30 protein-coding genes and 1 tRNA gene are annotated in these 26,518 nt (G+C 65.9%); 20 read left to right on the forward strand and 11 right to left on the reverse strand.

What is annotated here, in order from left to right:
- Positions 1 to 58: 58 nt before the first annotated feature.
- The 3 genes from QA609_RS08880 to QA609_RS08890 form a co-directional block, all read right to left on the reverse strand.
- Entirely contained in the window at positions 59 to 1,756 is a 1,698-nt protein-coding gene (locus tag QA609_RS08880; protein WP_278302240.1) for a hypothetical protein, read from the reverse strand.
- 301 nt (positions 1,757 to 2,057) lie between these two features.
- Positions 2,058 to 3,569 carry a phosphoenolpyruvate carboxykinase (ATP) gene (locus QA609_RS08885; RefSeq protein ID WP_278302241.1) on the reverse strand — a complete coding sequence of 504 codons (1,512 nt, stop codon included), beginning with the start codon at positions 3,567 to 3,569 and terminating at the stop codon, positions 2,058 to 2,060.
- Positions 3,570 to 3,864: 295 nt separating this feature from the next.
- The gene (locus tag QA609_RS08890) at positions 3,865 to 4,230 is read right to left on the reverse strand and encodes a cupin domain-containing protein (protein WP_278302242.1); all 366 of its coding nucleotides are present in this window, start codon (positions 4,228 to 4,230) and stop codon (positions 3,865 to 3,867) included.
- A gap of 153 nt (positions 4,231 to 4,383) precedes the next feature.
- Here QA609_RS08890 and QA609_RS08895 point away from each other — a divergent pair, with 153 nt between their 5' ends.
- The 3 genes from QA609_RS08895 to QA609_RS08905 all read left to right on the forward strand — a co-directional run bounded on the left by QA609_RS08895 (position 4,384) and on the right by QA609_RS08905 (position 5,512).
- Positions 4,384 to 4,620, forward strand: coding sequence for a hypothetical protein (locus tag QA609_RS08895; protein WP_278302243.1), 237 nt, complete (start codon positions 4,384 to 4,386; stop codon positions 4,618 to 4,620).
- Between the two features lie 46 nt (positions 4,621 to 4,666).
- Positions 4,667 to 5,242, forward strand: coding sequence for a class I SAM-dependent methyltransferase (locus QA609_RS08900; RefSeq protein WP_278302244.1), 576 nt, complete (start codon positions 4,667 to 4,669; stop codon positions 5,240 to 5,242).
- Positions 5,243 to 5,374: 132 nt separating this feature from the next.
- Positions 5,375 to 5,512 carry a rubrerythrin-like domain-containing protein gene (locus QA609_RS08905; RefSeq protein ID WP_278302245.1) on the forward strand — a complete coding sequence of 46 codons (138 nt, stop codon included), beginning with the start codon at positions 5,375 to 5,377 and terminating at the stop codon, positions 5,510 to 5,512.
- Positions 5,513 to 5,518: 6 nt separating this feature from the next.
- Here QA609_RS08905 and QA609_RS08910 read toward each other — a convergent pair whose 3' ends face one another.
- Both QA609_RS08910 and QA609_RS08915 read right to left on the reverse strand, forming a co-directional pair.
- Positions 5,519 to 5,989, reverse strand: coding sequence for a hypothetical protein (locus QA609_RS08910; RefSeq protein WP_278302246.1), 471 nt, complete (start codon positions 5,987 to 5,989; stop codon positions 5,519 to 5,521).
- Between the two features lie 44 nt (positions 5,990 to 6,033).
- Positions 6,034 to 6,528, reverse strand: coding sequence for a small multi-drug export protein (locus QA609_RS08915; protein ID WP_278302247.1), 495 nt, complete (start codon positions 6,526 to 6,528; stop codon positions 6,034 to 6,036).
- 144 nt (positions 6,529 to 6,672) lie between these two features.
- Here QA609_RS08915 and QA609_RS08920 point away from each other — a divergent pair, with 144 nt between their 5' ends.
- Complete coding sequence (locus tag QA609_RS08920; RefSeq protein ID WP_278302248.1) at positions 6,673 to 7,452, forward strand: HAD-IIA family hydrolase; 780 nt, start codon at positions 6,673 to 6,675, stop codon at positions 7,450 to 7,452.
- Between the two features lies 1 nt (position 7,453).
- On the opposite strand, the gene QA609_RS08925 is transcribed toward QA609_RS08920, so the two are convergent.
- The gene (locus QA609_RS08925) at positions 7,454 to 7,786 is read right to left on the reverse strand and encodes a hypothetical protein (protein ID WP_278302249.1); all 333 of its coding nucleotides are present in this window, start codon (positions 7,784 to 7,786) and stop codon (positions 7,454 to 7,456) included.
- A gap of 24 nt (positions 7,787 to 7,810) precedes the next feature.
- On the reverse strand, positions 7,811 to 8,269 hold the full coding sequence (locus QA609_RS08930; protein ID WP_278302250.1) for an acyl-CoA thioesterase: 459 nt from the start codon (positions 8,267 to 8,269) through the stop codon (positions 7,811 to 7,813).
- Positions 8,270 to 8,386: 117 nt separating this feature from the next.
- On the opposite strand from QA609_RS08930, the gene QA609_RS08935 reads away from it, so the two are divergent.
- Genes QA609_RS08935 through purM form a run of 3 tightly spaced genes read left to right on the forward strand, consistent with a single transcriptional unit; the run spans position 8,387 to position 11,823 of the window.
- A complete protein-coding gene (locus QA609_RS08935; RefSeq protein ID WP_278302251.1) occupies positions 8,387 to 10,159 on the forward strand; it encodes a TraB/GumN family protein in 1,773 nt (590 codons plus the stop codon).
- The gene (locus tag QA609_RS08940; protein ID WP_278302252.1) at positions 10,156 to 10,782 is read left to right on the forward strand and encodes a metalloprotease; all 627 of its coding nucleotides are present in this window, start codon (positions 10,156 to 10,158) and stop codon (positions 10,780 to 10,782) included. The genes QA609_RS08935 and QA609_RS08940 overlap by 4 nt, the downstream gene beginning before the upstream one ends.
- A gap of 45 nt (positions 10,783 to 10,827) precedes the next feature.
- The gene (gene purM / locus QA609_RS08945; RefSeq protein WP_278302253.1) at positions 10,828 to 11,823 is read left to right on the forward strand and encodes a phosphoribosylformylglycinamidine cyclo-ligase; all 996 of its coding nucleotides are present in this window, start codon (positions 10,828 to 10,830) and stop codon (positions 11,821 to 11,823) included.
- Positions 11,824 to 11,895: 72 nt separating this feature from the next.
- Here purM and QA609_RS08950 read toward each other — a convergent pair whose 3' ends face one another.
- Positions 11,896 to 12,318, reverse strand: a complete 423-nt coding sequence (locus tag QA609_RS08950; RefSeq protein ID WP_343233794.1) for a universal stress protein — start codon at positions 12,316 to 12,318, stop codon at positions 11,896 to 11,898.
- Between the two features lie 118 nt (positions 12,319 to 12,436).
- A complete protein-coding gene (locus tag QA609_RS08955) occupies positions 12,437 to 12,931 on the reverse strand; it encodes a macro domain-containing protein (RefSeq protein WP_278302255.1) in 495 nt (164 codons plus the stop codon).
- A gap of 129 nt (positions 12,932 to 13,060) precedes the next feature.
- Here QA609_RS08955 and QA609_RS08960 point away from each other — a divergent pair, with 129 nt between their 5' ends.
- The gene (locus QA609_RS08960) at positions 13,061 to 13,228 is read left to right on the forward strand and encodes a hypothetical protein (RefSeq protein WP_278302256.1); all 168 of its coding nucleotides are present in this window, start codon (positions 13,061 to 13,063) and stop codon (positions 13,226 to 13,228) included.
- A gap of 111 nt (positions 13,229 to 13,339) precedes the next feature.
- Here the strand turns inward: QA609_RS08960 and dpsA are convergent, their stop codons facing one another.
- Positions 13,340 to 13,885 (reverse strand): DNA starvation/stationary phase protection protein DpsA, encoded by a 546-nt coding sequence (gene dpsA / locus QA609_RS08965; protein WP_278291614.1) that lies wholly within the window; start codon positions 13,883 to 13,885, stop codon positions 13,340 to 13,342.
- Positions 13,886 to 14,097: 212 nt separating this feature from the next.
- On the opposite strand from dpsA, the gene QA609_RS08970 reads away from it, so the two are divergent.
- From QA609_RS08970 to QA609_RS09020, 11 genes are all read left to right on the forward strand, one after another.
- The gene (locus tag QA609_RS08970; protein WP_278302257.1) at positions 14,098 to 15,216 is read left to right on the forward strand and encodes a YhjD/YihY/BrkB family envelope integrity protein; all 1,119 of its coding nucleotides are present in this window, start codon (positions 14,098 to 14,100) and stop codon (positions 15,214 to 15,216) included.
- A 48-nt stretch (positions 15,217 to 15,264) separates the two neighbouring features.
- Positions 15,265 to 15,675, forward strand: coding sequence for a hypothetical protein (locus QA609_RS08975; protein WP_278302258.1), 411 nt, complete (start codon positions 15,265 to 15,267; stop codon positions 15,673 to 15,675).
- 49 nt (positions 15,676 to 15,724) lie between these two features.
- A complete protein-coding gene (locus QA609_RS08980) occupies positions 15,725 to 16,201 on the forward strand; it encodes a YbaK/EbsC family protein (RefSeq protein ID WP_278302259.1) in 477 nt (158 codons plus the stop codon).
- Positions 16,202 to 16,346: 145 nt separating this feature from the next.
- Complete coding sequence (locus QA609_RS08985) at positions 16,347 to 16,841, forward strand: hypothetical protein (protein WP_278302260.1); 495 nt, start codon at positions 16,347 to 16,349, stop codon at positions 16,839 to 16,841.
- Positions 16,842 to 17,022: 181 nt separating this feature from the next.
- A complete protein-coding gene (locus QA609_RS08990) occupies positions 17,023 to 17,772 on the forward strand; it encodes a hypothetical protein (RefSeq protein WP_278302261.1) in 750 nt (249 codons plus the stop codon).
- 192 nt (positions 17,773 to 17,964) lie between these two features.
- Complete coding sequence (locus QA609_RS08995) at positions 17,965 to 19,353, forward strand: zinc ABC transporter substrate-binding protein (RefSeq protein WP_278302262.1); 1,389 nt, start codon at positions 17,965 to 17,967, stop codon at positions 19,351 to 19,353.
- Positions 19,354 to 19,408: 55 nt separating this feature from the next.
- Positions 19,409 to 20,149, forward strand: a complete 741-nt coding sequence (locus QA609_RS09000) for a metal ABC transporter ATP-binding protein (RefSeq protein ID WP_278302263.1) — start codon at positions 19,409 to 19,411, stop codon at positions 20,147 to 20,149.
- Positions 20,149 to 21,165 carry a metal ABC transporter permease gene (locus QA609_RS09005; RefSeq protein WP_278302264.1) on the forward strand — a complete coding sequence of 339 codons (1,017 nt, stop codon included), beginning with the start codon at positions 20,149 to 20,151 and terminating at the stop codon, positions 21,163 to 21,165. Before QA609_RS09000 ends, QA609_RS09005 begins: the two co-directional genes overlap by 1 nt.
- 60 nt (positions 21,166 to 21,225) lie before the next feature.
- Positions 21,226 to 23,322, forward strand: a complete 2,097-nt coding sequence (locus QA609_RS09010; protein ID WP_278302265.1) for an acetate--CoA ligase — start codon at positions 21,226 to 21,228, stop codon at positions 23,320 to 23,322.
- A complete protein-coding gene (locus tag QA609_RS09015) occupies positions 23,319 to 24,434 on the forward strand; it encodes a phosphotransacetylase family protein (protein WP_278302266.1) in 1,116 nt (371 codons plus the stop codon). Before QA609_RS09010 ends, QA609_RS09015 begins: the two co-directional genes overlap by 4 nt.
- A 78-nt stretch (positions 24,435 to 24,512) precedes the next feature.
- Positions 24,513 to 24,809: a PRC-barrel domain-containing protein gene (locus tag QA609_RS09020; protein ID WP_278302267.1), complete on the forward strand. Its 297-nt coding sequence runs from the start codon at positions 24,513 to 24,515 to the stop codon at positions 24,807 to 24,809.
- Here QA609_RS09020 and QA609_RS09025 read toward each other — a convergent pair whose 3' ends face one another.
- Positions 24,810 to 26,261: a DHH family phosphoesterase gene (locus tag QA609_RS09025; RefSeq protein ID WP_278302268.1), complete on the reverse strand. Its 1,452-nt coding sequence runs from the start codon at positions 26,259 to 26,261 to the stop codon at positions 24,810 to 24,812.
- Between the two features lie 147 nt (positions 26,262 to 26,408).
- Between QA609_RS09025 and QA609_RS09030 the strand changes: the two genes are divergently transcribed.
- Positions 26,409 to 26,482, forward strand: a tRNA-Lys gene (locus QA609_RS09030).
- Positions 26,483 to 26,518: the final 36 nt, after the last annotated feature.

Below are 26,518 nucleotides of genomic sequence, written 5' to 3' on the forward strand. Positions count from 1 at the left end.
GTCGCGAACAGCCGCAGCTCGAGCCCGGTCTTGTCGAAAAAATAGATCTCGAGTGCTGTCAGCAGGCGACCGCCGCCTTCTCGTCGTCGTCCGCGTCGACGGGCTCCTCGAGGTCGTCGTTCTCGTCGATCGGTTCCTCGGCGTCGTCGTTCACCGGCTCCTCTACGGGCTCATCGTTGACCGGTTCCTCCGGATCGACCGGCTCCTCGACGGCATCGTCATTCACCGGCTCCTCCTCTACTGGCTCTTCCTCAACCGGCTCCTCCTCTACGGGTTCTTCCTCATCGACCGGTTCCTCGTCCGGGAGTTCGTCGGCGTCGACGATCATGACGAAGATGGTCGCCTCCTCGATCGTTACCTGTAGCACGTCGTCGTCGGGCGCATCGACGTCGTTCTCGTCGGTCGGTTCCTCGACGGCATCGTCATCCATCGGCTCCTCCGGATCGACCGGTTCTTCGGGCTCAGCCGGTTCCTCTACGGCCTCGTCGTTCTCGTAGTCGTCGGCCTCGTCGTTCTCGTAGTCGTCGGCCTCGTCGTTCTCGTAGTCGTCGGCCTCGTCGTTCTCGTAGTCGTCAGCCTCGTCGTTCTCGTAGTCGTCGGCTTCGTCAACCGGTTCCTCCTCGATCGGTGCCTCCTGGTGGACGCCGAGATCGACGATGGTCGCCTGCTCGATGGTCACTTCGATCGTTCCCTGGTAGACGAACATGCCGTCGTCGGCGTGTTCGTCGTCAGCGTAATCGTCCTCGACGCCGTTGTCCTCGAGTTCGTCGTCTTCGACGTCGTTCTCGTCGGCGTCGTCGTCCTCGACACCGTTGTCCTCGAGTTCGTCGTCCTCGACGTCGGTCTCGTCAGCGTAGTCGTCCTCGACACCGTTGTCCTCGAGTTCGTCGTCTTCGACGTCGTTCTCGTCGGCGTAGTCGTTCTCGACGTCGTTCTCGTCGATCTCGTCGGGGAGTTCGTCGACGTCTTCGACGATAACGAAGATGGTCGCCTGATCGATCGTCACCTGCTGGTCGTCAGGCGCGTCGACAGGTTCGTCCTCGAGTTCGTCTTCTTCATCGACATCGTCCTCGAGTTCGTCCTCAGCCTCGTCGTTCTCGTAGTCGTCGGCCTCGTCGTCCTCGTAGTCGTCAGCCTCGTCGTCCTCGTAGTCGTCGGCTTCGTCGTTCTCGTAGTCGTCGGCTTCGTCAACCGGTTCGTCCTCGAGTTCGTCCTCCTCATCGACCGGTTCCTCCTCAACCGGATCCATGACCGGTTCCTCCTCGAGGAGGACGAGCGCGGTCGCCTGGCCGATCGAGATCTCGTGGGCGTCGTCGATGCCGTTGTCCTCGAGGTCGTTCTCGTCGAGTTCGTCGTTCTCGTCGGCCTCGTCATCGGCGTAGTCGTCATCGTTCTCGTCGGCCTCGTCGTCGGCGTAGTCGTCCTCGAGTTCGTCGTCGTCCTCGTCGACGGCGTCAGTCTCTTCGTCGGTCTCGTCGACGTCCTCATCGAGCTCGTCCTCCTCGTCAACCGGTTCCTCGTCAACCGGCTCGTCGGGGAGGTCGTCGGCGTCCTCGATCAGGACGAAGATAGTTGCCTGTTCGATCGTCACCTGCAACGCTCCGTCGTCAGGAGCGTCTGTCGGTTCCTCGTCGGCTTCGTCGTTCTCGTAGTCGTCGACGCTGGTTACAGCGGGACCCGCTGCAACGGCTGCGGCTCCGCCCGAGCCCAGCACCATCAGCGCGACGACTACGACGAGTATGTTACGTACGCTCATGTCCCGCGTTCGTGATACGGGGAGTCGTGGCGCTTAAACTGGGACTGCCATTTCAGTGATAAATATTCCGTTCCGCAGGGTAACCCGGGCGCTAGTCGCCATCGACGGCAGAAAATACCAATTACGATTACCCTTCTCGCTCGCTCGGATTCGATCGACTGCTCGGCAGTAGACCGTCGAACGGCGTCCCTAGTCTCGCCTCGCCGACCGTTCCGGCGGGCCTCTCAGATCCCGTTTCCTTCATCGATTCGCGTCGATCACTATCCACATAGATAACGGATACTGAACGACGGCTCGGCGCTCAGTACACCGACTCGAGGATCTCCGCGCGGAGTTCGTCGAACTGGGCGAGGTAGTCCCGGCGCTCCCGTCGGAGTTCCGCCAGGGCCGCGTCGTAGTCGTCGACGTAGTCGGGAACGTAGTAGTCCTCGACGTCGATACCGGGAACCGACTCGGGAATCGTCAGTCCGGTCGCGGCGTCGTCGGTCCACTCGACGGTTCCACGAGCGGTTTCGGTGAGGATCGTCACCGACTCGGTGACGCCGACGTCCTTCGCGTCGTCGCCGAGTGAGCCCGTGTTGAGCAGGTAGCAGTCGACGTCGAGTGCCTCGATGAGGTCCTTGAACAGGTTCCCCTCCTCGCCCTCGGGACCGACGATGAAGGGGTTCGTTCCGACGACGCGGATCGACTCGCCGGCCCGCGAGGGATCGCCGGCGCTGGTCTCGATGGACTCGCCGAGCATGAACGCCGCAGCGGCCTGTGCGGTCGAGAGCTTCGAGACGGGCGGCATCAGCGGGTTCCGCGTGATGAAAAACACCTGGTCGACTCGGTCGAGGTCGATCTCGTCGGCCGCACTCGAGAGCTCGTCGCGCTGGACGGTCGCACGCGCGTTCGATGTGTACCGAGGCTCGTCGAAGTCGACGGTTCCGTCGTCGTCGACCGCGACGTTCTCGAGGATCGCCGACTCGTCAGTCGCGGCGTCGTAGAGGGCGGGCTGTTCGTCCTCGTCGAGTCCGATCGTCTTGATGAACAGTCCCTGTCCCTCGCTGCCGGGAACCGTCCCGTCGGGCAGCAGCGCGCAGACGTCGTCCTGGAGCATGGTCGCGCCCTCCTCGTCCTCGAGCCAGCAGCCGTGGGCGGTCAGCGTCGACTTGCCGGTCGCCGACAGTCCCATAAACAGCTGGCCGACGTCGCGCAGGTCGCCGTCGGCGTCTCGAACGCGGACGCGTTTGCTCCCGGCGTGGAGTCCGAGTCCGCCCTGCTGTTTGATCCGGTACATGAACAGCCGGAGGAACGACTTCTTGGCCTCGCCGGTGTAGTCGCTGCCGAGCACCGCAGTGAACCCCTCCTCGGGGAGGATCCGGATCGCGGTCTCGTCGTGGTCGGGCAGCTGTACCGTCTGGAGGTCCGGCTCGCGGCCGTCACTTGGCTCGAACAGGCTCGCCCAGGCGAACGCGATCCGGGCGTGTTCGACGGGAACGTAGAGTCGGCAGCAGAAGGTCGCCTCAGGGTGGCGTCCCATCAGGCGGTCCACGCAGAGCAGCTCGCGGGTTTCGGTGGCTTCGACCGCGGTCTCGACCAGTTCGTGGTCGCGCTCGCCGAACCCGTGGTCGACGGCGTTTTTCGTTCGATCGGAGCTGCGCGAGCGAACGTCGCTGACGTACGACGGGGAGCCGAACTCCGTCGTCGTCTCCTCGTGGTCGGCGAGCTCGCGCAGCTCCTCGAGCGACGGATCGTACCGGACGTTCGATGCGGTCGCTGGGTCGGGAAGCGCTCGGCTCGGCGGACGCGGCTCCGCCCCGGTTTCGGACATACGGTTCGGTCATCATCTTCCTTATGTATAAACATGGTGGCCTTTGATTCGAGCGTGTCAGTTTCTATCGTACGCCTGAGTGGGATAGGCAAAACCTACGCATTGCTGGCCGATACGCCGGATAACGTGTGTCCGGATACTAGTCACACTCCAGACAATTGTAGAAGTAAACTCGCATCAGAAGTAATTCTGATTCGATTCCGAACGGGGTACTCTCGCGGAGACGAGAGCGACGGCTCGGCGGAGTGACGGTCGAAAGATCCCGTCGGTCGGTGACTGCGAGGTCGCCGTTCGGCTACTCCTCGAGGATCCCGTCGTCCTCGACGTTCGGTGCGGCGACGACCAGCACTCGGCTCTCCTCGGCGGCTCTGAGCTGTCGCCACGATTCCGGCGGAACGACGAGGACCTCGCCGGAAGTGAGTTCGACGACGTCGCGTCGGTCGTCGCGCTCGACTGTGACGTCGACAGTTCCCTCGAGGACGACGTACAGCTCCTCCTGTTCGTCCTGGCGGTGGTAGGCGTTCTCCTCGCCCTTCTCGTAGTGCCAGACACTCGGCCGCATCCGCTCGGTGGCGAGTTCGGACCCGATGTCGAGCAGCGTCGGCGCCTCTCCGTCGAGTTCGCGAGCGTCGGCGTTCTCGATGTCGACCAGCGAGTACATGGCCGTCGGTTCGGGAACTGACCGCAAAAAACCGATGCCGGCGGAAGACGCGTGCCTGTGCCGTTCGGGTCGACGGTTCCCCCGAGGGCCGAGTCGAAGCTCCGCTCGAGTAGCGACCACGTTACCAATATCCTCTCGGGTCGAAGACCGAGTATGGACCCGTACTTCCCCAGTCCGAACCCACCCTGCGCCCCGAAGCCGTGCCAGCGGTGTGAGACGCGCGTCGACGGCGACGAAACGGAGGGGTGGTGGCTCGAGCGCCGACAGTGGCAGGGGCCGAACTACTACCAGCTGCTGTGTCTGTCCTGCTGTGTCGCCGTGATGAACGAGGAGCCGATCCACCCGGACGTCACACACGAGGCCGACGTCCGTGACGTTCTCTACGACTGACCGGAAAGGGGGAACCGGGAAGTGCCGGCGGCGCAAACGACCGCCTATGGGTTTTCACACGTTTCCGCTCGAACGCGCCGACGAACTCGAGGATCCCTCGCGGTACCGGTACTGCTCGCGCGAGGAGCTGCTCGAGTTGCTCGATCCGTCCGACGACGACGTCCTCGCGGATCTCGGATCGGGGACCGGCTTCTACACCGACGACGTCGCGCCGTTTGCCGGAACGGTGTACGCGGTCGACGTCCAGTCGGCGATGCACGACCGGTACCGAGAGAAGGGCGCACCCGAGAACGTCGAGTTCGTGACCAGCGGGGTGTCGACGCTGCCGTTCGCCGAGGACGAACTCGACGGCGCGTTCTCGACGATGACCCACCACGAGTACGCGACCCCGCCCGGATCGGCGTCGTCCGACGACGCGCTCGAGGAACTCGCGCGGGTCCTCCGGCCCGGCGGTCGCCTCGTCATCGTCGACTGGTCGGGTGACGGCGACGGCGAGGACGGCCCGTCCCTCGAGGAGCGGTTCTCGGTCGAGGAGGCCGTCGACGGGCTCGAGGCCGCCGGATTCGCGGTCGAGATCGCTCGGGACCGCCCCGAGACGTTCGCGCTGGTCGCGGTCCGGTAGCCCGGACGTTACCACCACCCAATCTGGACGATCATCCAGAATTAAAGGGTATCGCTCCGATAACAGTGTTCGAATATCGCCTTCGAGTGTTCATACGAAACAGCCTTTCGTGTCACTTGCTGGCATGACCGTATGGTCGTAGATCCGTACACCCCGGACGAACCGCACTACGAATGTGCCGGCTGTGGCTACAGGGGCAGCCCCGACTCGAGCGAGCTGTGTCCCGACTGCGGCGGCCAGCTCAGAAACATCGCGGTCGCCCGGGAGTAGCGCGGTTCAGTCGAAGTCCGGCAGGTCCTCGGGGGGTTCGTACTCGGCCTCCCAGTCGATGTACTCCTCCTTGAGGATCACCGAGACGATCTGGCCGAACTCGGTCAGCTCGGCGTTGATGGCCGAGACGGTGCCCCAGGTGTCGAGCTCGGGGTGGTACTCCCGCTCCTGCCAGTCCTCGGGGATGCCGGGAGCGTGGTAACCGACCCGGTCGGCGAAGTCGTCCCAGAAGAAGTCGAACTCGGCGAAGAGGTCGAGATCCCGGGCGATCCCGTACTCGCGATCGTCGAGGTCCGTGTCCTCGAGCCACTCCTCGAAGGCCTCCTCCCAGGCGCCCTCGTGGAGGAAGTCCTGTAGCTCCTCGCGTCGGTAATCGATCTCGGTCGGATCGTCAGCGCTGATGGTCGCGTCGTCGTACTCGTTTGGATCGACGAACGACAGCTCCGGCGGCTTCGGCGGGTCGACCTCGAGTCCCATAGCGGGTCGTACGGCCGGTCCTCGGATAAGGATTCCCACAGCGGTCAGACGATGCCGAGCGCCGAGAAGCCGGCGACCGAGGCGACCGTCAGCACGACGGTCCAGACGGCGATCCCCGCGGTCATCCAGACCGCGACGAGCCGACCCCGACTGCCGGCGAGCAGGGCCACGAGCGCGGCGATGTGGACCCCGGTCATCACCGGACCAGCGAGGGAGACGCCGGGCAGCCCGTACCGATCCCAGAGCCGACGGGCTCGCGCGTAGCGGTCGCTGGGTCCGTCGCTCTCGGTACGGCTCTGCCACCACTCCAGCAGCCGTCGGTAGCCCAGGATCAGCGCGTACACCGAGCCGACGTTGCCCGCGAACGCGACGATAGCGGTCGTCACCGGGTTGAGCCCGAGCCCGACGGCGACCGGGACGACGACGAGGATTTCGACCACCGGGATCGCCGCGAACAGGAACACGAGCGCGTACTGGACGATACCCGTCGCTTCCTCGAGGGCCGTCCCGACGTCGACGAGCAGCGGTGTAACGGTCATCGAGCGTCTCTCCTTGGAGGTAGGCCGGTTTCGATCAAATACCTGCCGTTAGAGGACCAATCGAAACGATACCCACCGACGTTCGGTGGCTACTACGGGTCGCGGATCCGAACACTCAACCCCACTCTTCCCGTACGCCCGGTGATGACAGGCTACGAGGCGGCGATCCTCGACGTCGACGGGACGATCGTTCGGGGGGAACGGCTCCTTCCGGGCGCGACCGACGGGCTGGCGGCCCTCGACCGGGCCGGCTGCGACCGACTGCTGTTCTCGAACAACCCGACGCGGGGCAGCGCCCACTACCGGGAGAAACTCGAGCCACACGGAATCGCGGTCGAACCCGAAAACGTCCTGACGTCGGCGACGGTCTCGGCGGAGTACCTCGCCGCGACCCACCCCGACGCGACGGTGTACCTGGTCGGCGACGACCGCCTCGAGTCGATCCTGGCCGACGCGAACGTCGCGCTCGCCGACGATCCCGAGTCGGCAGACGTCGTCGTGGGCTCGTTCGACAGCGACTTCTCCTACGGGACGCTCTGGGAGTCGCTGCGGGCCCTCGAGGACGGAATCGACTTCTACGGGACCGATCCGGACACGACGATCCCGGTCGACGACGGGCTGATGCCGGGCTCGGGGGCGATCCTCGCGGCGATGGGCGCCGTCGCCGGCCGCAAACCGGACGCGATCCTGGGCAAGCCCTCGAGCGTCGCGGCCGAGGCGGCGATCGACCGGCTCGGCGTCGACCCGGCGGACGTGCTCGTCGTGGGCGATCGCCTCGACACCGACATCGCGCTGGGCGAGCGCGCCGGGATGGAGACCGCGCTCGTGCTCACCGGAATCACCGACGAGGCGACCGTCGAATCCGCGACCGTCGAACCCGACCACGTCCTCGAGTCGCTCGCCGAGGTCGAACGGCTGCTGTAACCTACTCCTCCGGGCTCTCGAGGAGCTTCGCGACCGTGACGAACGCGTCGAACTCGGGGGGTGAGCCGGTGATCTGAACGACGTCTCGGGAGGGGTCGTACTGGATGAACTCCACCTCCGCCGACTTCGGCAGGTGGACGTGCTGGAGCTCCAGGGCGATCTCGTCGAGAGAACCGAGCTCGGGACTCGTCTCCGCGGTATCGTCTTCCCACTTCTCGATGGTTTCGACGACCTCGGCGACCGAGACGGGGCCGTTCCGTTCGTAGAGGTAATACAGCGCGTACCTGCGGCGTTCCTCCTGCAGAAGCTCGAAGACCGTCTCCAGCTCGACCATGGGATCTGTTGGCGCAGTAGCGATTTAGCTCTTCTCGCTATTTCCGTCGGTTTCTCCCTGGAGAGCCTCCTGACGGAGACGTTCGCCCGCCTCGCTATCGACGGTTAGCTCCGGGACGGTCGTCGGTCGGTTCTCGTCGTCGATGGCGACGTAGACGAAGTACGATTCGGTGGTCTTCTCGCGCTCGCGGGTTCGCAGATCCTCACGCTCGGTGACCAGTCGGACCTTCACGCTCGAGGTGCCGGCGTCGTAGACGTAGGCGGTAATGTAGGCAGTGTCGCCGACCGGGATCGGTCGCTCGAAGTTCATCCGATCGACCCGGGCCGTGACGCAGGTCTCGCCCGAAAAGCGCATCGCCGACATCGCGCCCACCTCGTCCATCCACTTCATCACGTTGCCTCCGTGGGCGACCTCGAGCATGTTCGCGTGGTTGGGCTGGACCATCTCGCGGTTCTCGATCAGCGTCTCCAGTAGATCGGTCATCGACGAGGGGTTATCCGCGTCCGCAGTTAGGGGTGCCGGGAGCGTTGCGCCGGCTGTGAACGCGCCCCGTTCGAGCCTTCGATACTGGTAAAAGTCGGCGACGAGTTGGCACTCCTAATGAGTGATGCAGGCGACGCCGACGTCCCGGAGCCACCTACCCCCGGCGGCGAGGGTCGTGGCTCCGTCGACGTCCTCGGGACCGCTCACGTCTCGAAGGCGAGCGTCGACGAGGTCCACGAGACCGTCGACGAGCGGGAGCCGGACGTCGTTGCCGTCGAACTGGACGAGAACCGGTATCGCCAGATGCAGGGCGGCGCCCCCGACGATATCGAGGCGAAGGATCTGCTCTCGGGCAACACCGTTTTTCAGTTTCTGGCCTACTGGATGCTGTCGTACGTTCAGTCGCGGCTCGGTAGCCGGTTCGATATCGAGCCCGGCGCGGACATGCGGGCCGCGATCGAGGCCGCCGAACGGAACGGCAGCGGCGTCGCGCTGGTCGATCGGGACATCCAGATCACGATCCAGCGGTTCTGGACGCGCCTGTCGTTCGCCGAGAAGCTCAAGATGGTCGGCGGACTCGCGCTCGGTGTCACCGATCCGCGGACGATCGGGCTCACCTTCGGCGCGGCGCTCGGCGCCTTCTTCGGACTGGTTTTCGGAGCCTTTCTCGCACCGATTTTCGGTCTCGGTGACCTGCTAGCCCTGGGTATCACCGATTCCGCGACCCTGCAGTACGTCGGCGCGGGCGGGGTCGGGATCCTCGGCGGACTGCTCGTCGGGCTGATCTTCCTGCCCTCGCTCGAGTCGGCCGGCCGCTCCGCCGGCGGGCTCCTCAGCGGCTTTTCGCTTCGCTTGCTCGCCGGAGCCGTCCTCGGGCTCGTCGGCTGTCTCGCGCTGGTCGCGACCGGAACCGGGATCGGCCCGCTCTCACCGGGGAGTTTCGAGAACTGGGGCGGCTACGCCGTTCGCGGCGGCGTCGGCGCGGTTGCGGGACTGGGAATCGGCGTCTCTCTCGGCGCCGTCGTCGGCTTCGTCCTCGACGGCCTCGCCGAGGACACCGAGGAGTTAGACGAGATCGACATCGAGGAGATGACCGACGGCGACGTCGTCGCCGCGATGATGGAGGAGTTCCGCCGGTTCAGTCCCCGCGGGGCCGAAGCCCTGATCGACGAACGGGACGCCTACATCGCCCACAAGCTCCACGGGCTCCGCGAGCAGGGGTACCACGTCGTCGCCGTCGTCGGCGCGGGCCACAAGGCCGGCATCGAACGCTACCTCGAACGTCCCGGGGAACTGCCGCCGATGGAGTCGCTGACCGGCACCGCGTCGGGACGGCGGTTCTCGCCGGTGAAGATCGTCGGCTACCTGGCGATGGTCGCCTTCGTCGGCTTCTTCTTCCTGCTGATCATGGCGGGGGTCCAGAACACGTTCCTCCTGCAGCTGTTCCTGGCGTGGTTCGCGTTCAACGGGATCTTCGCGTTCGCGCTGGCCCGGCTGGCAGGCGCGCGCTGGATCAGCGCCGGCGTCGGGGGGTCGGTCGCCTGGCTCACGAGCATCAACCCGCTACTGGCGCCGGGCTGGTTCGCCGGCTACGTCGAGCTCAAGTACCGCCCGGTCAACGTCCGGGACGTCCAGCAGCTCAACGAGATCATCGGCGACGCCGACCGCCCGATGGGCGAGGCGATCGAGGAGATGTTCGACGTCCCGCTGTTCCGGCTGATCATGATCGTCGCGCTGACGAACATCGGGAGCATGATCGCTACGTTCCTGTTTTTCATCGTCGTCATCCCGTGGCTCGCACCCGAGATCGGCGGCGTCGACGCCCTGATGAGCGAGCTGATCCGGGGCGCCGAGAACAGCCTTGAGCTGATCAGGGGGGTGGTGGCGTGAGCTACTCGAGTCGAACGTCGGAGCTCACGTTCAGCGACAAGGAGCTGTTCGACCTCGCCGTGGCGTGGGTCGCTCTGAGCGTCGCGTTCGCGCTGTTGCTGGCGCCGATCCACCGCTTCGATATCGAACTCGGCTGGTTCCTCACGATGATCGGGCTGAGCTTCGTCACCGTCGGCGTCGCCTTCCTGTTGCACGAACTCGCCCACAAGGTCGTCGCGATCGAGCACGGTCAGACCGCGGAGTTCCGGGCGGACTACCAGATGCTGTTCCTGGCGATCATGAGCGCCCTGGTCGGCTTCCTCTTCGCCGCGCCGGGTGCGGTCTACCACCGCGGCCGGATCACGGTCCGGGAGAACGGCCTGATCGCGCTCGCGGGGCCGGTGACCAACCACCTGCTCGCGCTGTTGTTCTTCCCACTAATGCTGTTTCCGGGACTTATCGGCCTCGTCGGCCACCTCGGCGTGTTGATCAACCTCTTCCTGGCCGCGTTCAACATGATCCCCTTCGGCCCGCTCGACGGGAAGTCGGTCCTCGAGTGGAGTAAGCCGCTCTTCGGGGCCGTCTTCGGACTGAGCCTGGTCCTGCTGATCGGGTTTTACGTCGTCTTCGGCTTCCCGTTCTGAACGCCGACCGGTGACCTTTTGCTCGGCCCTGGCAGTCGTTGAGGTATGCCAGACCACGCGGACGAGGGGACCGACGAAGAGGGACTGACCTACGCCGACACCGGCGTCGACATCGAGGCCAGCGAGGACGCCACCGCCGCTCTGCTCGAGGCGTTCGGCAGCGACCTGACGACCGAGTACGCCGGCCTGCTGGACATCGGCGACCGCTACCTCGCACTCGCGACCGACGGCGTCGGCACCAAGCTGCTGGTCGCCGAGGCGATCGAGGACTTCTCGACGATCGGGATCGACTGCATCGCGATGAACGTCAACGATCTGGTCGCGGCGGGGGTCGAGCCCGTCGCCTTCGTCGACTACCTCGCGGTCGACGAGCCCGACGACGCGCTGACCAACGAGATCGGCGAGGGGCTGGCCGTCGGCCTCGAGGAGGCCGACCTCACCCTGCTGGGCGGTGAGACGGCCGTGATGCCCGAGGTCGTCACCGGCTTCGACCTCGCCGGCACGTGCGCTGGCCTCGCCGGGAAAGACGAGATCCTCGCGGGCGAGGCGCAGGTCGGCGACGCGCTCGTCGGCTTCCCCTCGAACGGGATCCATTCGAACGGGCTGACCCTCGCTCGGGAGGCCGTCACCCGAGACCACGAGTATACGGACCCGTTCCCACTGAACCCCGAGGTCTCGATCGGCGAGGAGCTGTTGCGACCGACACGGATCTACACCGACCTGCTCGAGCCGATGCGCGCCCACGACGCTCGCGCGGCGGCCCACGTCACCGGCGGCGGCTGGACCAACCTCTCGCGGATGGGCGAGCGCCGGTACGTGGTCGACGATCCGCTGCCGGCCCAGCCGATCTTCGAGTTCGTCCAGTCGGAGGGTGACGTCTCCGACGAGGAGATGCATCGCACGTTCAATATGGGTACGGGGTTCGTCGTCGCGCTCCCCGAAGAACGAGCCGAATCGCTGGTCGCCGAAACCGACGGGCAGCTCATCGGACGCGTCGAAGAGGGCGACACTGTCGAGATCCGTGGCCTCTCGCTGTCCTGAACACAACCGCTCTCGACGGGCGCTTCGAGGCTTGAGATACCGAGTCGGCCGCGATACGATCGCGTCGATCTCTCAGACCGCCTGTACTGGGATCTCGGTCTGGCGCACGACTCGTTCAGTGACGCTGCCAAGCGGCGTTCGACGATCGTTGGTCGCCCCTCGCCGTCCCATCACGATCAGGTCGGCGTTATCCCGCTCCGCGTAGTCGACGATCTCCTCCCAGGGTAGCCCGCGGCAACACTCACACTCCGCTTCGAGCCCGACCTCGCGGGCGCGGTCGGCGATCTCCTCGAGCATCTCGACGGCCTCGTCCTCGACTTTCTCGTGTTCGGCCTCGACGCTGCCGAGCGCCGGCGGTCGTCCGTGACGCCGTTCGTCGACGACGTAGAGACACACTACCGATGCGTTGTACTGCTCGGCGAGGTTCAGCCCGTGATCAACGCCACGGGACGCCTGTTCACTACCATCCGTCGGAACGAGGATCGTGTCGTACATCTCCATTCACCCGTGTACGACTCCGACGGCCTGTCAGGTAAAGACTGACAACGGTTCTCAGCGAGGAGGAATCCGGTCACCAGTCGGCTTCGCTCTCACCCTGCTGCGACTCGATCGCCTACCCGGTCGCTGCCCGGATCGCGTCGTACTCCTCGTCGCTGTAACCGATGAGTCGAACGTCCTCGAGCGACTCGGGATCGTAGCCGTCGATCTCCTCGCCGATGATCTCGGCGCCGTCCTCGAGGTCGAAGCCGGCGACGCCACAGCCCAGCGCCGGCATCACGAGCGACCGACAGCCCAGCTCGTCGGCCGTCTCGAGGGCGTTCCGCGTGGCGTCGCGGATGCTCTCGGCGGTCGCCTGGCCGTCACCGTAGTGGGGCATCGCCGCCGCGTGGATCACGTACTCGGCGTCGAGGTCGTAGGCGTCGGTGACCGCGGCTTCCCCGAGGTCGACCGGGCCCTTCTCGGTCGCCTCCTCGTTGATCTCTCGGCCGGCTCCGCGTCGGAGCGCCCCGGCGACGCCCGAGCCCATCTCGAGGCTCGTGCCGGCGGCGTTGACGAGCGCGTCGGCGGACTGTTCGGCGATGTCGCCCTGAACGACGTCGAACTCCATACGCGCGGTTACGACGGTACCGGGCTTGAAAGTACGCCCGACGGGGGAGAACCCCTCCCAATCGTCGTCGTTCCCAGGGTCTTAGGTCGACCAAAACCTTTTATATTTAGGTCTACCTAATCCCTCGTAATGGACGTACCCGCCCGTAGGGAGGAGACGGACACCGAGGAACCGACCGAAGAGCCGGCCGCAGTCGTTTCCAGTCACGAACCCCGCCCAGGCAAGCTCGTAATCACCGAACGCGACAACAAGGACGGCTGGATCGCGACCGACTGCGCCGTCGATCTCGAACCGTAACGGCTCCGACTCCCTCGTCGACCGAGCTGTCGAGAGCGGGCTCTCTCCTTCTGACGGGCACAAAAAAGCCAAAGCGAGCGCGAGTACCGCCGCCGTGCCGTCGGTCGACCGTTACTTCGTCGCCTCTTCGAGGACGAGCGTGTCGTCCTCGAGGTAGTGCTCGAAGTGGTGGCCGTCGTCCTCCAGGGTCACGAGAATCTCCCGGAGGATCTCGGCGGTCGCGTAGTCGCCGAGGTTCTCGGCGAGTTCGATGCTGTCGCGCATCGACTCGATGATGTCACCGTACATCTCGAGGTCGTTCTGGAACATCGTCCGAACGTCGTAGACGTCCTCGCCCTCGAACTCGACGGTCGCGCGGGCCTCCTGGTTCGACGGTCCAGAGACGGGGACGCCGCCCAGCGCCTGTGCGCGCTCGGCGATGACGTCGGCGCCCTCCTCGACGTGTTCGTAGGCTTCCTCGAGGAACTCGTGGAGCGGGAGGAACTCTGCACCCTCGACGACCCAGTGGTGCTTTTTGAGCTGGTGGTACAGTACGTACGCGTTCGCCAGCTCCGTGTTCAGCGCCTCGACGACCTGCTCGGCCTTCTCCTGGTCGAGCCGAAGCTCGTTCTCCTCGACGACGTCTGCCTGCTGACGGACGGTCTTCTGGGTGCTCATCGTACTACACGATACAGGCGCCTCGCTCTTAAACCTTTCCCATGCAAAAATATTTTTTGCGAATGAGGAAAGATAACTTCCCAATTCCCCCTCCATACGGAGGGTCCGAACGGCCCGGGTCGAGTCGGTGAGGGTGTGTGCGGCTCTTACGTACACCGCGAGCGGTCAGTGCAAGCGGGTGATCTTTCACCCCTCGAGCGAATTCGTTCCGTATGTCCGGCGACACTCAGGGTGCCGTCCCGTTCGCGAAATCGGTCGTGGCGGGAATCCAGGAGAAAAACGTTCCGTTCATGGCCGCGAGCATCGCGTACCACGCGTTCATCTCGTTGATTCCGCTGCTCGTCCTCCTGTTCTTTCTCGTTTCGCTGCTCGGCGACGAACAGCTCGCGGCCGACGTCGCCGCGACGACCGAGGGCGTCCTCCCCGAGAGCGGCCAGATCATGCTCGAGGACGCCCTCACGGAGTCGCCGGCGACGGCCGGCGCGTCGATCATCGGGCTCGTCACGCTCGTCTGGGGGTCGCTGAAGATCTTCCGCGGGCTCGACACCGCGTTCTCAGAGATCTACGGGACGACTGCGGAGAGCTCCCTGCTCGGCGAGGTTCGTGACGGGATCATCGTCCTCGGTGCGATCACCCTGGCGCTGGTGGCCGCGTCGGCGGCGACGATCGCCTTCGCGATCCTGCCGGACGTGCCGTTTCTCGGGCTCATAAACCCGCTCCTGTTGATCGTGGGGCTCTCGATCGCGTTCATGCCGATGTACTACTTCTTCCCCAAGATGGAGGTCACCGTCCGCGAGATCCTCCCCGGGGTCGCCGTCGCCGCGGTCGGCTGGGCCGCGCTCCAGTCGCTCTTTCAGGTGTACGTCTCGCTGGCGGCCGACTCCGAGTCGGCGGGCGCGATCGGCGCCATCCTGCTGTTGCTCACCTGGCTGTACTTCGGGGGCATGATCCTGCTCGTGGGCGCCGTCGTCAACGCGACCCGATCGAACGAGGTCGCCCTCGCCGAAGACGACGACGAGGTCACCGTCCAGAAGCGGAAGTTCGACCGGAGCCAACGCACCAACGAGCGGCTCCGAGCGGAGCTCGAGGAGCTCCGTCGCGAACGAAACAAGCTCCGCCAGGACCTCGAGGCCCACCGGAGCCGACGGTACGACCTCGAGGATCGGGTCGACGACCTCGAGAGCCGTAGTCGGACGCTCGAGGACGAGAACGAGCGGCTCCGGGCGGAGCTCGAAGTGCGCGAGGAGCCCGAGTGGAAGCAGGCGGTTCGGGCGGCGGCGTCCCAAATCGAGACGATCAACGTCGGAACGGTTCGCGAGCGACGACGGTAGCACACGAAAGTCGTGAGAGCTTAGTGGAAGCCCGTGGCAGTGACGGTCGTGTCTCACCCCGTCCGGGCGACGCGACGCCGGATCCAGCGCGAGTGGGGAGCCGTCGTCGAAGGCGTCGATCACTGTGCGGATCTGGTCGCCGAACCCTGGGATACCTCCCGGACGACGAACGCCGACCGGGTCGTCGTTCCGCTGCGAGCCGCCCTCGAGTCGGCCGGGCTGCTCGAGCAGCTGTCGGCCCTGCTGGTCGACGCCGTCGACGCGGCTGGCTGCGAACTCGGCGCGAGCCCGGTTCCCGCCCCGCCCTACGTCACCGTCACCAGTCGGGGCCCGATCCTCCGGGCGACGATCGATCCTGGACGCCTCGTGATCCGGTTCGACGCGTTCGAGGTCGTCCGCGACCCGGGTCCCGCCTACCGACGGCTCGACGGCGTTCGCCTCGACGTCTCGCTCGAGTAGCGGGTCCCCGTCCGACGACTTTTTGTCGCGCGTCTCGGTGGTGTAGTCCATGCACCCGCGCGCAGCGACGTTCGCCGAACGGGCTCGCGAGGCTTATGGGTTCGAGCCCGACGTCGAGGAGTTTCCGGAAGGGACGAAGACTGCGGAGGACGCGGCCGACGCCGTCGGCTGTGACGTCGCCCAGATCGCCAGCTCGCTGGCTTTCGACGTCGACGGCTCGCTGGTCGTCTGCGTCACCAGCGGCGCGAACCGCGTCAACGAGTCGGCCCTCGGCGCCGCCTTCGACGCATCGGCCGAGGACGTCGAGATGGCCGACCCCGAACGGATCAGGGAGACCCTCGGCTGGTCGATCGGCGGCGTCCCGCCCTTCTGTCACGACACCGTGGTCCCGGTCGTCGTAGACGAGACGCTGCTCGAGTTCGACACCGTCTGGGCGGCAGCGGGGACGCCGACGGCGGTCTTCCCGATCGATCCCGACCGACTGCACCGGTACGCCGACGCCGAGCCGGCCGCCGTCGCCGACTGAGCCGTCGATCGGTCGACTCCGGCGGTTTTCGAAGCCGCCGCGCCCAAAAGCACTTTATTCTGGTAGTTCAGAGATCTAGTAATGTATCTGGATTCGTCGCTCGTTGATCGTCCTCTCGATCGCCCGCTTCGGGACCCCTCGAGCGATGGCGACTGAACGGACCCGACGAGCGGTGCTCGCGGCGTCCGGCTCTCTCGCGACGTTCGGCCTCGCCGGCTGTTTCGGCGACGACGACGAGGAGTCCGAAGAGTACGTGACCGTCGAGGCGTTCGGCCTCACGGATCCCGAGACCGGGGAGTCGCTCACGACGGTCGACGGGGACGGGTGGGAGGTCGGGCCGCTCCTCGTTCCGCTCGAGGGACGGCTCTCCGTCGGTGCTCGGGTCGAGGACGCCGACGGCGAGCTGCCGCTCGGCGAGGACGGAGGCTACCACCTCGGTGCCGTCGCCGTCGAGGAGGGAGACGAGACCGTCGCGATCGAACCCGACGGCGACCGCGTCGGTCTGGTCGGTCGCTCGGCGGGAACCACCGAGATCGCCCTCGAGCTCTGGGACGGCGATCGGTTCGGGTGGGACTCCCCGCCGCTCGAGGTCGAGGTCGTCGACGACTTCGAGGGACCGGTGAACCACACCAGCGACTAGCGATTCAGCTTATCGGCGCCGTCTCCCCCTCGAGACCGACCGAAGGGCGTCCCGTCCCGCTCCGTGGACCCGTTACGTCTTTTACTCCGCTCTACCACTATCGTTCGATCGTCGCCGCAACGATTAATAACATCGTCAGCTTCATTACTAACCACTCGTACTCTACGAGTGGTATCTAACAATGACGATCGATCGAACCAGCTCGACCCGTCGGAAGTTGCTCGCGGCGTCCGGTTCCCTCGCGGCACTCGGTCTCGCCGGCTGTGTCGGCGACGACGACGAGGACGACGAGGCAGGCGCTGATGACGGCGACGACGACCACGATGACGGCCATGATGACGATCACGACGACGACCATGATGACGATCACGACGACGACCATGATGACGATCACGACGACGATGATCACCACATGGACGTCGAGGAGTTCGAGCTGATCGACCACGAGTCTGGCGAACAGCTCGCGTACGTCCACGATGACCACTGGGATCACGGCCCGCTGTACGTTCCGCTCGAGGACGCCATCGCCGTCGAGGCCCACGCCGAGGACGCCGACGGCGAGGAGATCGCCTTCGGCGAGGACGAGGAGTACCAGCTCGAGGCCGAAGTCGTCGAGGGTGCCGAGGAGAACGTCGAGATCGAGTCCCACGGCGACCACGTCGAGCTAACCGGCGAGGCGGAGGGGATCACCGAGGTCATCTTCCAGGTCTGGCACGACGACCACTCCGACTGGGATTCGCCGGAGCTCGAGGTCGAAGTCGTCGAGGACTTCGACGCCGAAGAGAACTACGCCGACGGCGACTACCACGACGACGATCACGACCACAATCACGACGATCACGACCACGATCACGACGACCACGACGACGATCACGACCACGACGACGATCACGACCACGACGACGACCACGACCACGACGACGGCCACTAGCGACTCGGCTCCGCCCTTCCACACCCGTACCCGACTCTCGTGTCTCCCCGTTCCGCCCGCCGACGGTCCCCTTTTGCCGGCTGTGCTCGAGGCCGTCGTTCGTTGTTATCACACAGCCGATTGCTGCAACGAGTTATTAACTAACCACACCTACATAATAACCCTTTTACCCACCCGCTCGTATCTCTCCGTATGACACGATCACGCCGCGCAGTGTTGCGGTCGAGCGCCGGCGCGCTCTCCCTCGGCGTTCTCGCGGGCTGTCTGAGCGAGCCCGACGGCGAGGGCGGGGACGCGGACGAGGGGTACGCCGCCTTCTTCACGCTCGCCGACTGGACGGAACAGGTCGTCGGCGACGAGCTGGCGATCGAGAACCCGATCGAAACCGGAGAGATGGGCCACGGCTGGGAGCCGCCGGTCGACCTCCAGCGCGAGATCACGGAGTCGGCGTTTTTCGTCTACCTCGACAGCCCCGAGTTCGCCTGGGCCCAGGACGTCGCCGCCGACCTCGAGTCCGAGGACGTCGAGCTGATCGACGCGCTCGAGGCCGTCGAGGGACAGTTAATCCCGATGGACCGCGAGACCGACGAGGATCGCGACCCCGTCGAGGAGTACGACGACGATCCGACGGCCGTCGAGGTCGCCGAGTTCGAACTCTACGACGGGCGCACCGGCGAAGAGGTCGCCTACTGGCACGACGACCACTGGCACGGCGGCGTTCCCGACGTTCCGCTCGACGGACAGATCACGATCGAGGGCGTCTTCGAGGACGCGGAGGGACGCGTCCTTCCGCTGGGCGAGGACGAACCGTTCGCGCTCGAGGCCAAGGTTCCCGACGGCGCTGACGCCGACGCTATCGAGATCGAACCGCAGGGCGATCGCGTCGAGTTCCACGGTCTCGAGGAGGGACGGACGATGGTCGTCTTCGAACTCGTCGCGGACGGCGAGGTCGTCTGGGATACGAGCGCGGACAATCTCTCGGTCGCAGTCGTCGAGGATAGCGACGACGAGGAATCGACGGAGTTCGCCGATCCCCACGTCTGGGTCGATCCCGTCCTCGCCCAGGAGATGGTCGAGGCGATCGCCGCCGAGCTGGGCGAGATCGACCCGGACAACGCGGAGCTGTACGAGGAGAACGCCGCCGACTACGCCGAACGGATGGACGAGGTCCATCAAGGGTTCGAGGAGGTCGCCGAGAACGCCTCCCGCGAGGTGGCGGTCCTCGCAGGCCACCAGTCGTTCGGCTACCTCGAGGAGCGCTACGACTTCGAGATCCGAACCCCCGTCGGCGTCTCGCCCGACGCCGTCGAATCGAGCGAGGACGTCTCCGAGCTGATCGAGGTGATCGAGGACGAGGACATCGATACGATCCTCTACGATCCATTCGAGACGCCCGATCCAGACGAGGACGTCCCACAGATGGTCGAGGTGTTGCTCGACGAGACCGACGCGACGGACGCCGAACCCGTCACGCCCGCGGAGGGGACGACCGAGGAGTGGAACGAGCAGGGGTACGGCTGGGCCGAGCAGTTAGAAGAGATCACTATCCCATCGCTCGCGAAAGCACTCGGTGCCGAGTAGACGGCGAAATGGAAGACATAAGAATATCCGCGTTCGATACGCGAGTGAGAGTCCCGTGAGTTCGATCGTCGACATGGAGCACGTGACGTTTTCCTACGGCGAAACCGTCGCCGTTAGAGACGTCTCGCTGACGATCGACGCGGGAGACTTCCTCGGGCTGGTCGGGCCGAACGGGTCGGGGAAGACGACCCTGTTGCACCTGATGCTCGGCCTGCACAGCCCCGACAGCGGACGGATCGAACTCTTCGGCCAGCCCGTCGACGAGTTCGACCAGGGCGGGCGCATCGGCTACGTCTCCCAGAAGGCCACCAGCCGGGGCGGAACGATGCCCGTCACCGTCCGCGAGGCGGTGACGATGGGACGGTTCGCCCATGCCGGCCACTCGCGGCTGACCGACGCCGACCGCGAAATCGTCGACGACGCCCTCGAGACGGTCGGTATTACCGACCTCTCCGACCGACGGATCAACGCACTCTCGGGCGGACAGCGCCAGCGCGCCTACATCGCGCGAGCGCTGGCCTCCGAGGCCGACCTGCTGGCGCTGGACGAACCCACCGTCGGAGTCGACGCCGAATCCCGAGACGCGTTCTACAAGCTGCTGGACTCGCTCAACAACGCCGGAATCACGATCGTCCTGATCGAACACGACATCGGCGTCGTCACCGATCGCGCCGATCGGATCGCTTGCATCAACACGGAGCTGTTCCACCACGGGGACACGGAATCGTTCGTCGAGAGCGACGCCTTAGAGCAGGCGTACGGAACGACCGGGCAAGTCGTCCACCACCACCACTGATGGAGCGGACAACCAGACGCCACCTCGAGCGGATCGGAATCGCGCTCACAGGGGTGTTCGCGGTCGTGATGATGGGCTTTCTGGCCCTCGAGTGGCTCCAGGAGTACCCCTACGCGGGGACGCTGTACGAGCAGTATACGGTCGCCGGAATGTGGCTCGACTACTACCTCGGCACGAGCGTCTTCGGCTACTCGTTTATGTTGCGGTCGATCGCGACGGGCGTGCTCGTCGGGATCGCCGCCCCGCTGGTCGGCACCTACCTCGTCCACCGGGAGATGGCCCTGATCGGGGAGACGCTCGCCCACACCGCGTTCGCGGGGGTCGCTATCGGGCTGCTGTTTAGCGCAACGACGGACTGGGACGGCTCCCTGCTCGTCTCCGCACTCGTCGTCGCCGTGGTCGGTGCGTTACTCGTCCAGTTTCTGTCCGAGCGGACGAACACCTACGGCGACGTGCCGATCGCGATCATGCTCACCGGGAGCTTCGCCGTCGGGACGCTGATTATCAGCTACGGTCGGGGCGGTTTCTCGGGAGTCAGCATCGAGGACTACCTGTTCGGGAGCGCGGCCGTCATCCCTGCCGAGGGCGCACGGCTGGTCGCGATCCTGACCGTCGCGGTCGTCGCCGTCGTCGCGCTCACCTACAAGCAGCTGCTCTTCATTACGTTCGACGAGCAGGCCGCCCGGGTCGCCCGCCTCAACGTCACCTGGTACAACACGCTGTTGATCGTGATGACCGCCGTCGTCGTCGTCGGCGCCATGCAGATCATGGGCGTGATCCTCGTCGCCGCGATGCTCGTCATCCCGGTCGCGGCGGCCTCCCAGGTCGCCCACGGGTTCCGCGAGACGCTCTCGCTGTCGATCCTGTTCGGGCAGGCCTCGGTGCTCGGCGGCTTTGGCTTCGCGATCTCGCAGGGGCTCCCTCCCGGCGGTTCGATCGTCGTCGTCGCGATCGCGATCTACGCGCTGGCGATCCTCGCCTCGAGCAGGGCCGGCAGTGCGATTTCGATGCATTAGGTTCCCGGACTGCGGGAGCACGCTACACGTTTAACCCGCTGCCCGGCAAACACTCGAGTGATGGGACGGTTATCCGACCTCTTTGCACCCGAGACCGTCGCCGTGGTCGGCGCCACCGACCGCGAGGGCGCCGTCGGTCGGGCGATCCTCGAGAACCTGCGAGACGAGTTCGCAGGCGAGGTGATCCCGATCAACCCCAACCGCGACGAGGTCCTCGGACTCGAGTGTTACCGCGACGTACAGGACGCACCGTCGATCGATCTGGCGGTGGTCGTCGTTCCGCCGACGGTCGTGATCGACGCCATCGAGGACGTCGCCGAGGCGGGTACCGACGACGTCGTCGTCATCACCGCCGGGTTCTCGGAGACCGGGGGTGAGGGCGCCGAGCGCGAACGGCGCCTCCGCGAACTCGCCGCGAAGCACGACCTCAACGTCGTCGGCCCGAACAGCCTCGGCGTGATGTCGACCCCGAACGGGATGAACGCGACCTTCGGCCCCGAGAGCGCCCTCGAGGGCTCGATCTCCTTTATGAGCCAGTCGGGGGCGTTCATCACGGCCGTACTCGACTGGGCCAACGAGCAGGGGATCGGCTTCCAGGACGTCGTCTCGCTGGGCAACAAGACGGTCCTCGACGAGACCGACTTCGTCCGCGAGTGGGGCCAGGACCCCGACACGGACGTCATCATCGGCTACCTCGAGGATATCGACGACGGACAGGGGTTCGTCCGGGCGGCCCGCGAGGTGACCGACGACACCCCGATCGTGCTCGTCAAGTCCGGCCGCACCGACGCTGGCGCGCAGGCCGCCTCCTCGCACACCGGGGCGATCGCCGGCAGCGAACGCGCCTACGAGGCCGGCCTCGAGCAGGCGGGCGTCGTACGGGCGACGTCGGTCCAAGAGCTGTTCGACTACGCTCGAGCGCTGTCGGGGCTGCCCGAGCCCGAGACCGACGGCGTCGCCGTCGTCACCAACGCCGGCGGCCCCGGCGTGCTCACGACCGACGCGGTCGGGGACTCCTCGCTCCGGATGGCCGACTTCACCGACGAGACGATCGGCGCGCTCGCCGAGGCGATGCCCGACGAGGCCAACGTCTACAACCCGATCGACGCCATCGGCGACGCCGACATCGAGCGCTTCCGCGAGGCGCTGGACATCGCGCTCGAGGATCCGAACGTCGGAAGCGCGGTCGTCGTCAGCGCGCCGACCGCAGTGCTCGCCTACGACAAGCTCGCCGAGGTCGTGATCGAAAAACGGGAGGAACACGGCAAGCCGGTCGTCACCTGCATGATGGGTGGCGACCGCGCGCGGGCCGCCGAAGAGGTCCTGCGGGAGTTCGGCATTCCGAACTACTTCGACCCCTCCCGCGCGGTCGCGGGACTCGACGCGCTGGCTCGCCACCGCGACATCAGCGATCGGCCGATCGACGAGCCGACCGAGTTCGACGTCGACCGCGAGCGCGCCCGGAAGATCCTGGAGCGGGCCCGCGACCGCGACGACAACCGCCTCGGCGTCGAGTCGATGGATCTACTCGAAGCCTACGGGATCCCGACGCCGGAGGGAGAGATCGTCGACGGCCCCGACCGGGCCCGCGACGTCGCCGAATCGATCGAGGGCGACGTCGTGATGAAGATCGTCAGCCCCGACATCTCCCACAAGTCCGACATCGGTGGCGTGAAGGTCGGGGTCAGCGACGACGACGTCTACGACGCCTACGAGGACGTCGTCGCCCGGGCTCGTAACTACCAGCCCGACGCGACGATTCTCGGCGTCCAGGTCCAGGAACTGCTCGATCTCGACGAGTCGACCGAAACGATCGTCGGCATGAACCGCGATCCGCAGTTCGGTCCCCTGCTGCTCTTTGGCCTGGGCGGAATCTTCGTCGAGATCCTGGAGGACACCTCGGTCCGGGTCGCCCCGATCGGTGACGGCCAGGCCCGCGAGATGGTCGACGGGATCCGGGCGGCGCCGCTGTTGCGCGGCGCCCGCGGGCGCGAGCCGGCCGACGTCGACGCCGTCGTCGAGACGATCCAGCGGCTCTCCCAGCTCGTGACAGAGTTCCCGTCGATCCTCGAACTCGACGTGAATCCGCTCGTGGCCGGCCCCGATGGCGTACAGGCGATCGACCTCCGACTCACCGTCGACACCGACGAACTATGACTGACACCGACACCGACACCGACACGGACAGCGAACCGACCGCCGACAGCTCACCGCAACCGATCCTCGTCGCCTCGCTCGAGGAGAGCACCGGGAAGACGGCGATCGCGCTGGCGCTCGCCAGCCTCGCTCGCGAGCGCGGCGAGGGCGTCGGCTACATGAAACCTAAGGGCACCCGCCTGCAGAGCAACGTCGGGAAGACCCTGGACGAGGATCCGATGCTCGCCAAGGAGCTGCTCGAGCTCGAGGCCGAGATCCACGACCTCGAACCCGTGGTCTACTCGCCGACGTTCGTCGAGCAGGCGATCCGCGGCCGCGAACAACCGGAGGAGATCCGCGAGCGCGTCCGGGAGGCGTTCGACGCGCTCGCGGCCGACCACGATCGAATGATCCTCGAGGGTGGCGGCAGCTACGACGTGGGCGAGATCGTCGAACTCGCCGACGCCGATCTGGCGGCGCTGCTCGACGCCCGAGTGTTGCTGGTCGCCTCCTACGAGGTCCCCGGCGACGCCGACGACGTGCTCGCGGCGGCCCGGACGTTCGGCGACCGCCTCGCAGGCGTCGTCTTCAACAACGTTTCCGACGCGGCCTACGACGGGCTCGAGACCGACGTCGTCCCCTTCCTCGAGGGCCGAGGGATCCCGGTCCACGGCGTAATCCCAAGCGAGCAGACGCTCGCGGGCGTGACCGTCGCTGAACTGGCGAACGAACTCGGGGCGTCGACGCTGGTCGATGCGGGCGACGACGCCTACGTCGAGCGCTTCACCGTCGGCGCGATGGGTGCCGACAGCGCCCTGCGACACTTCCGCCGGACGAAAGACGCCGCGGTCATCACCGGCGGTGACCGAGCCGAGATCCACACGGCCGCGCTCGAGGCGCCCGGCGTCCGCTGTCTCATCCTCACGGGCGGGCACCGCCCCTCGGGCGCGATCGTCGGTCAGGCGACCGAGAAGGGGATGCCGATCCTCTCGGTCCAGACGGACACGCTGACGACGGTCGAACGAGCCGAGGACGTCGTCAGGAGCGGGCGCACCCGCGACGCCGGGACGGTCGAGCGGATGGCGGAGCTGCTGGCCGATCACGCGACCGTCGACGAACTCCTCGAAGAGTAACGCGCTCGGTCGGAGCCGATCGGCGTCGCCCGCCCCGTCTGACCAAGAGTTAAGAGTCACCCCTGCATGCCACCTACCATGGACGACACGCACCAGGAGGTCACCTCGCTCGTCGGTCGCGAGGTGTACTCGAACAACGGCGTTTTCGTCGGCGAGGTCGAGGATCTCCAGCTCAACATCAGCGAGGAGACGATCGAAGGACTCGCGCTTGGCAACCTGAACGAGGAGCTGTTCCGGGAGGAGGCTCGCGCCAGGAAGGGCGTCATCGTCCCCTACCGCTGGGTTCGGTCGGTCGGCGACGTCATCCTGATCAACGACGTCGTCGAGCGCGTCCGCGACCCCGACGACGAGGAAGAGGACGAGATCGTCGCCTGATCAGTTTCCGTTCGATCCCTCGCTGCCGTCGACGCCCATCGCGTCGAACAGCGTCCGCTTGACCGCTTCTTCGGTGAGCTGAAGCAGGGTGTCTCGAGTCCCCTCCGAGATTTCGATCCCGGTGAAGATGCCCAGCGGGATCTCCGCGCTGGCCTGCGTCGAGTGGCCCGCGGTCTCGCCCATCTCGCCGTAGGCGTCGTCGAGGACCTTTCCGATGTTGATACGGATATCCTTCGAGCGGCCCGCGAGGAAGATCGTCTCGTCGGCGATACCGAACACGGCGGTCGTCGTCACGCCCTCAAGGTCGAGCAGGTGGCCCGCAGCCTGGGTCAGCGCCTCGCGGTCCCGAACGAAGCCGGCGTTCGAGACGAGATGGCTGCCCTGGACGTCCCGGTTGGTGATCGCTTCGGCGAGGACGTCGAGCGTCTCGGGTGACATCGACGGCGACTCCACCTGCTCTAAGGTGTCGTGGTTCGCGAAGGGGTAGAGGTAGGCGGCGGCGGTGAGGTCGGCGGGGGTCGTGTCGCGTTTGAAATCCAGGGTCTCCGCGCGGATCCCGTACAGCAAGGCGGTGGCCACCTCCTCGGAGACGTTCATGTCGAACTCCTGGATGTACTTCGTCATGATCGTCGACGTCGAGGACATGTTCGGGCGGATGTCGACGAACCCGGGGTCGTAGGTCTCCTCGGCCTCGTGGTGGTCGATGACGATATCGATATCGAGGCTCATCTCGGAGGAGGTGGCGTGATCGACCAGCGCGACGGTGTCGTACTCGCTGGGGTCCTCGATCTCGTCCCACTGAACCAGATCGATCCCCAACAGGTTGACGAACGCCCTGTTTTCCTGGTGACCGACGTCACCCAGGTAGATGATGTCGGCCTCGACCTCGAGGTGATCGGCGATCGCCTGCAGGGCCGCGGCGCTGGCGATCGAGTCCGGATCCGGGCTGTCCTGAGTGAGGATCGCCATCCGCGAGTCGGTCTCCTCGACCAGCCGAGCGAGTTTGCCCGCGTTGTACTCGAGTTCGCCCGACTCGAGCGCCCGCAGGGCGGACTCGGCGATCACCGAGGAGGGGTTGATAACGATGTCGGCGCCGAGATCGGAGAGCTCGTCGCCCGAGACGGGGTCGCTCGCGCGCGCGACGAGGAACTGACTCTCGTCGTTTTTCGTGCGGATGTGCTCGACGGCGGCCTTGTTCGCTTCGACGTCGGAGGCGAGAATCAGGACGACGTCCCGCTCGGCAACGAGGTCGGCGGCCTCGGGTTCGCGGATGTCGGCGGTTCGGGCATCCAGATCCTGGTCGCGCAGGGATTCGACGCGGCTCTCGTCGCGATCGATGATCACGACGTCTTTCCCCTGCTCGACGAGTTCCTCGGCGACGGCGTAGCCGACGCTCCCGCAGCCGAGAATCGCATAGTCCGAGATCGACGAGATAGTAACCCCCGTGCTCATGTGAGAGTGTGGTCGAACCGACCGTACTTAACGGTCCCGAAGATTGGAACGTCGGCGTACGCTCGAGGAGAAGCCGTTTGGAGACGCCTGACACGGCGCCTCCCAAGGGAAACGTATATTTATCCAGGTCCGAAAGTCGGAGGTACAGGGCCGGTAGCTCAGTCCGGCAGAGCGTCTGACTCTTAATCAGACGGTCGCGTGTTCAAATCGCGCCCGGCCCGCTTCCTTCTTTCACGACTTTGAGTCATGCTAACCAG

This window comes from Natronococcus sp. A-GB7 (assembly GCF_029688865.1).
Taxonomy (GTDB): domain Archaea; phylum Halobacteriota; class Halobacteria; order Halobacteriales; family Natrialbaceae; genus Natronococcus.

Coding starts and splice junctions, on each gene's coding strand:
- QA609_RS08895 (WP_278302243.1), top strand. CDS start 4,384: ATGGACCCGTACTTCCCCAGTCCGAACCCACCCTGCGCCCCGAAGCCG.
- QA609_RS09020 (WP_278302267.1), top strand. CDS start 24,513: ATGGACGACACGCACCAGGAGGTCACCTCGCTCGTCGGTCGCGAGGTG.
- QA609_RS08925 (WP_278302249.1), bottom strand. CDS start 7,786: ATGGTCGAGCTGGAGACGGTCTTCGAGCTTCTGCAGGAGGAACGCCGC.
- QA609_RS08970 (WP_278302257.1), top strand. CDS start 14,098: ATGTCCGGCGACACTCAGGGTGCCGTCCCGTTCGCGAAATCGGTCGTG.
- purM (WP_278302253.1), top strand. CDS start 10,828: ATGCCAGACCACGCGGACGAGGGGACCGACGAAGAGGGACTGACCTAC.
- QA609_RS08980 (WP_278302259.1), top strand. CDS start 15,725: ATGCACCCGCGCGCAGCGACGTTCGCCGAACGGGCTCGCGAGGCTTAT.
- QA609_RS09025 (WP_278302268.1), bottom strand. CDS start 26,261: ATGAGCACGGGGGTTACTATCTCGTCGATCTCGGACTATGCGATTCTC.
- QA609_RS08900 (WP_278302244.1), top strand. CDS start 4,667: ATGGGTTTTCACACGTTTCCGCTCGAACGCGCCGACGAACTCGAGGAT.
- QA609_RS08960 (WP_278302256.1), top strand. CDS start 13,061: ATGGACGTACCCGCCCGTAGGGAGGAGACGGACACCGAGGAACCGACC.
- QA609_RS08905 (WP_278302245.1), top strand. CDS start 5,375: ATGGTCGTAGATCCGTACACCCCGGACGAACCGCACTACGAATGTGCC.
- QA609_RS08985 (WP_278302260.1), top strand. CDS start 16,347: ATGGCGACTGAACGGACCCGACGAGCGGTGCTCGCGGCGTCCGGCTCT.
- QA609_RS09010 (WP_278302265.1), top strand. CDS start 21,226: ATGGGACGGTTATCCGACCTCTTTGCACCCGAGACCGTCGCCGTGGTC.
- QA609_RS08995 (WP_278302262.1), top strand. CDS start 17,965: ATGACACGATCACGCCGCGCAGTGTTGCGGTCGAGCGCCGGCGCGCTC.
- QA609_RS08890 (WP_278302242.1), bottom strand. CDS start 4,230: ATGTACTCGCTGGTCGACATCGAGAACGCCGACGCTCGCGAACTCGAC.
- QA609_RS08915 (WP_278302247.1), bottom strand. CDS start 6,528: ATGACCGTTACACCGCTGCTCGTCGACGTCGGGACGGCCCTCGAGGAA.
- QA609_RS08930 (WP_278302250.1), bottom strand. CDS start 8,269: ATGACCGATCTACTGGAGACGCTGATCGAGAACCGCGAGATGGTCCAG.
- QA609_RS08885 (WP_278302241.1), bottom strand. CDS start 3,569: ATGTCCGAAACCGGGGCGGAGCCGCGTCCGCCGAGCCGAGCGCTTCCC.
- QA609_RS08990 (WP_278302261.1), top strand. CDS start 17,023: ATGACGATCGATCGAACCAGCTCGACCCGTCGGAAGTTGCTCGCGGCG.
- QA609_RS09015 (WP_278302266.1), top strand. CDS start 23,319: ATGACTGACACCGACACCGACACCGACACGGACAGCGAACCGACCGCC.
- QA609_RS08880 (WP_278302240.1), bottom strand. CDS start 1,756: ATGAGCGTACGTAACATACTCGTCGTAGTCGTCGCGCTGATGGTGCTG.
- QA609_RS08920 (WP_278302248.1), top strand. CDS start 6,673: ATGACAGGCTACGAGGCGGCGATCCTCGACGTCGACGGGACGATCGTT.
- QA609_RS08955 (WP_278302255.1), bottom strand. CDS start 12,931: ATGGAGTTCGACGTCGTTCAGGGCGACATCGCCGAACAGTCCGCCGAC.
- QA609_RS08910 (WP_278302246.1), bottom strand. CDS start 5,989: ATGGGACTCGAGGTCGACCCGCCGAAGCCGCCGGAGCTGTCGTTCGTC.
- dpsA (WP_278291614.1), bottom strand. CDS start 13,885: ATGAGCACCCAGAAGACCGTCCGTCAGCAGGCAGACGTCGTCGAGGAG.
- QA609_RS09005 (WP_278302264.1), top strand. CDS start 20,149: ATGGAGCGGACAACCAGACGCCACCTCGAGCGGATCGGAATCGCGCTC.
- QA609_RS08950 (WP_343233794.1), bottom strand. CDS start 12,318: ATGTACGACACGATCCTCGTTCCGACGGATGGTAGTGAACAGGCGTCC.
- QA609_RS08935 (WP_278302251.1), top strand. CDS start 8,387: ATGAGTGATGCAGGCGACGCCGACGTCCCGGAGCCACCTACCCCCGGC.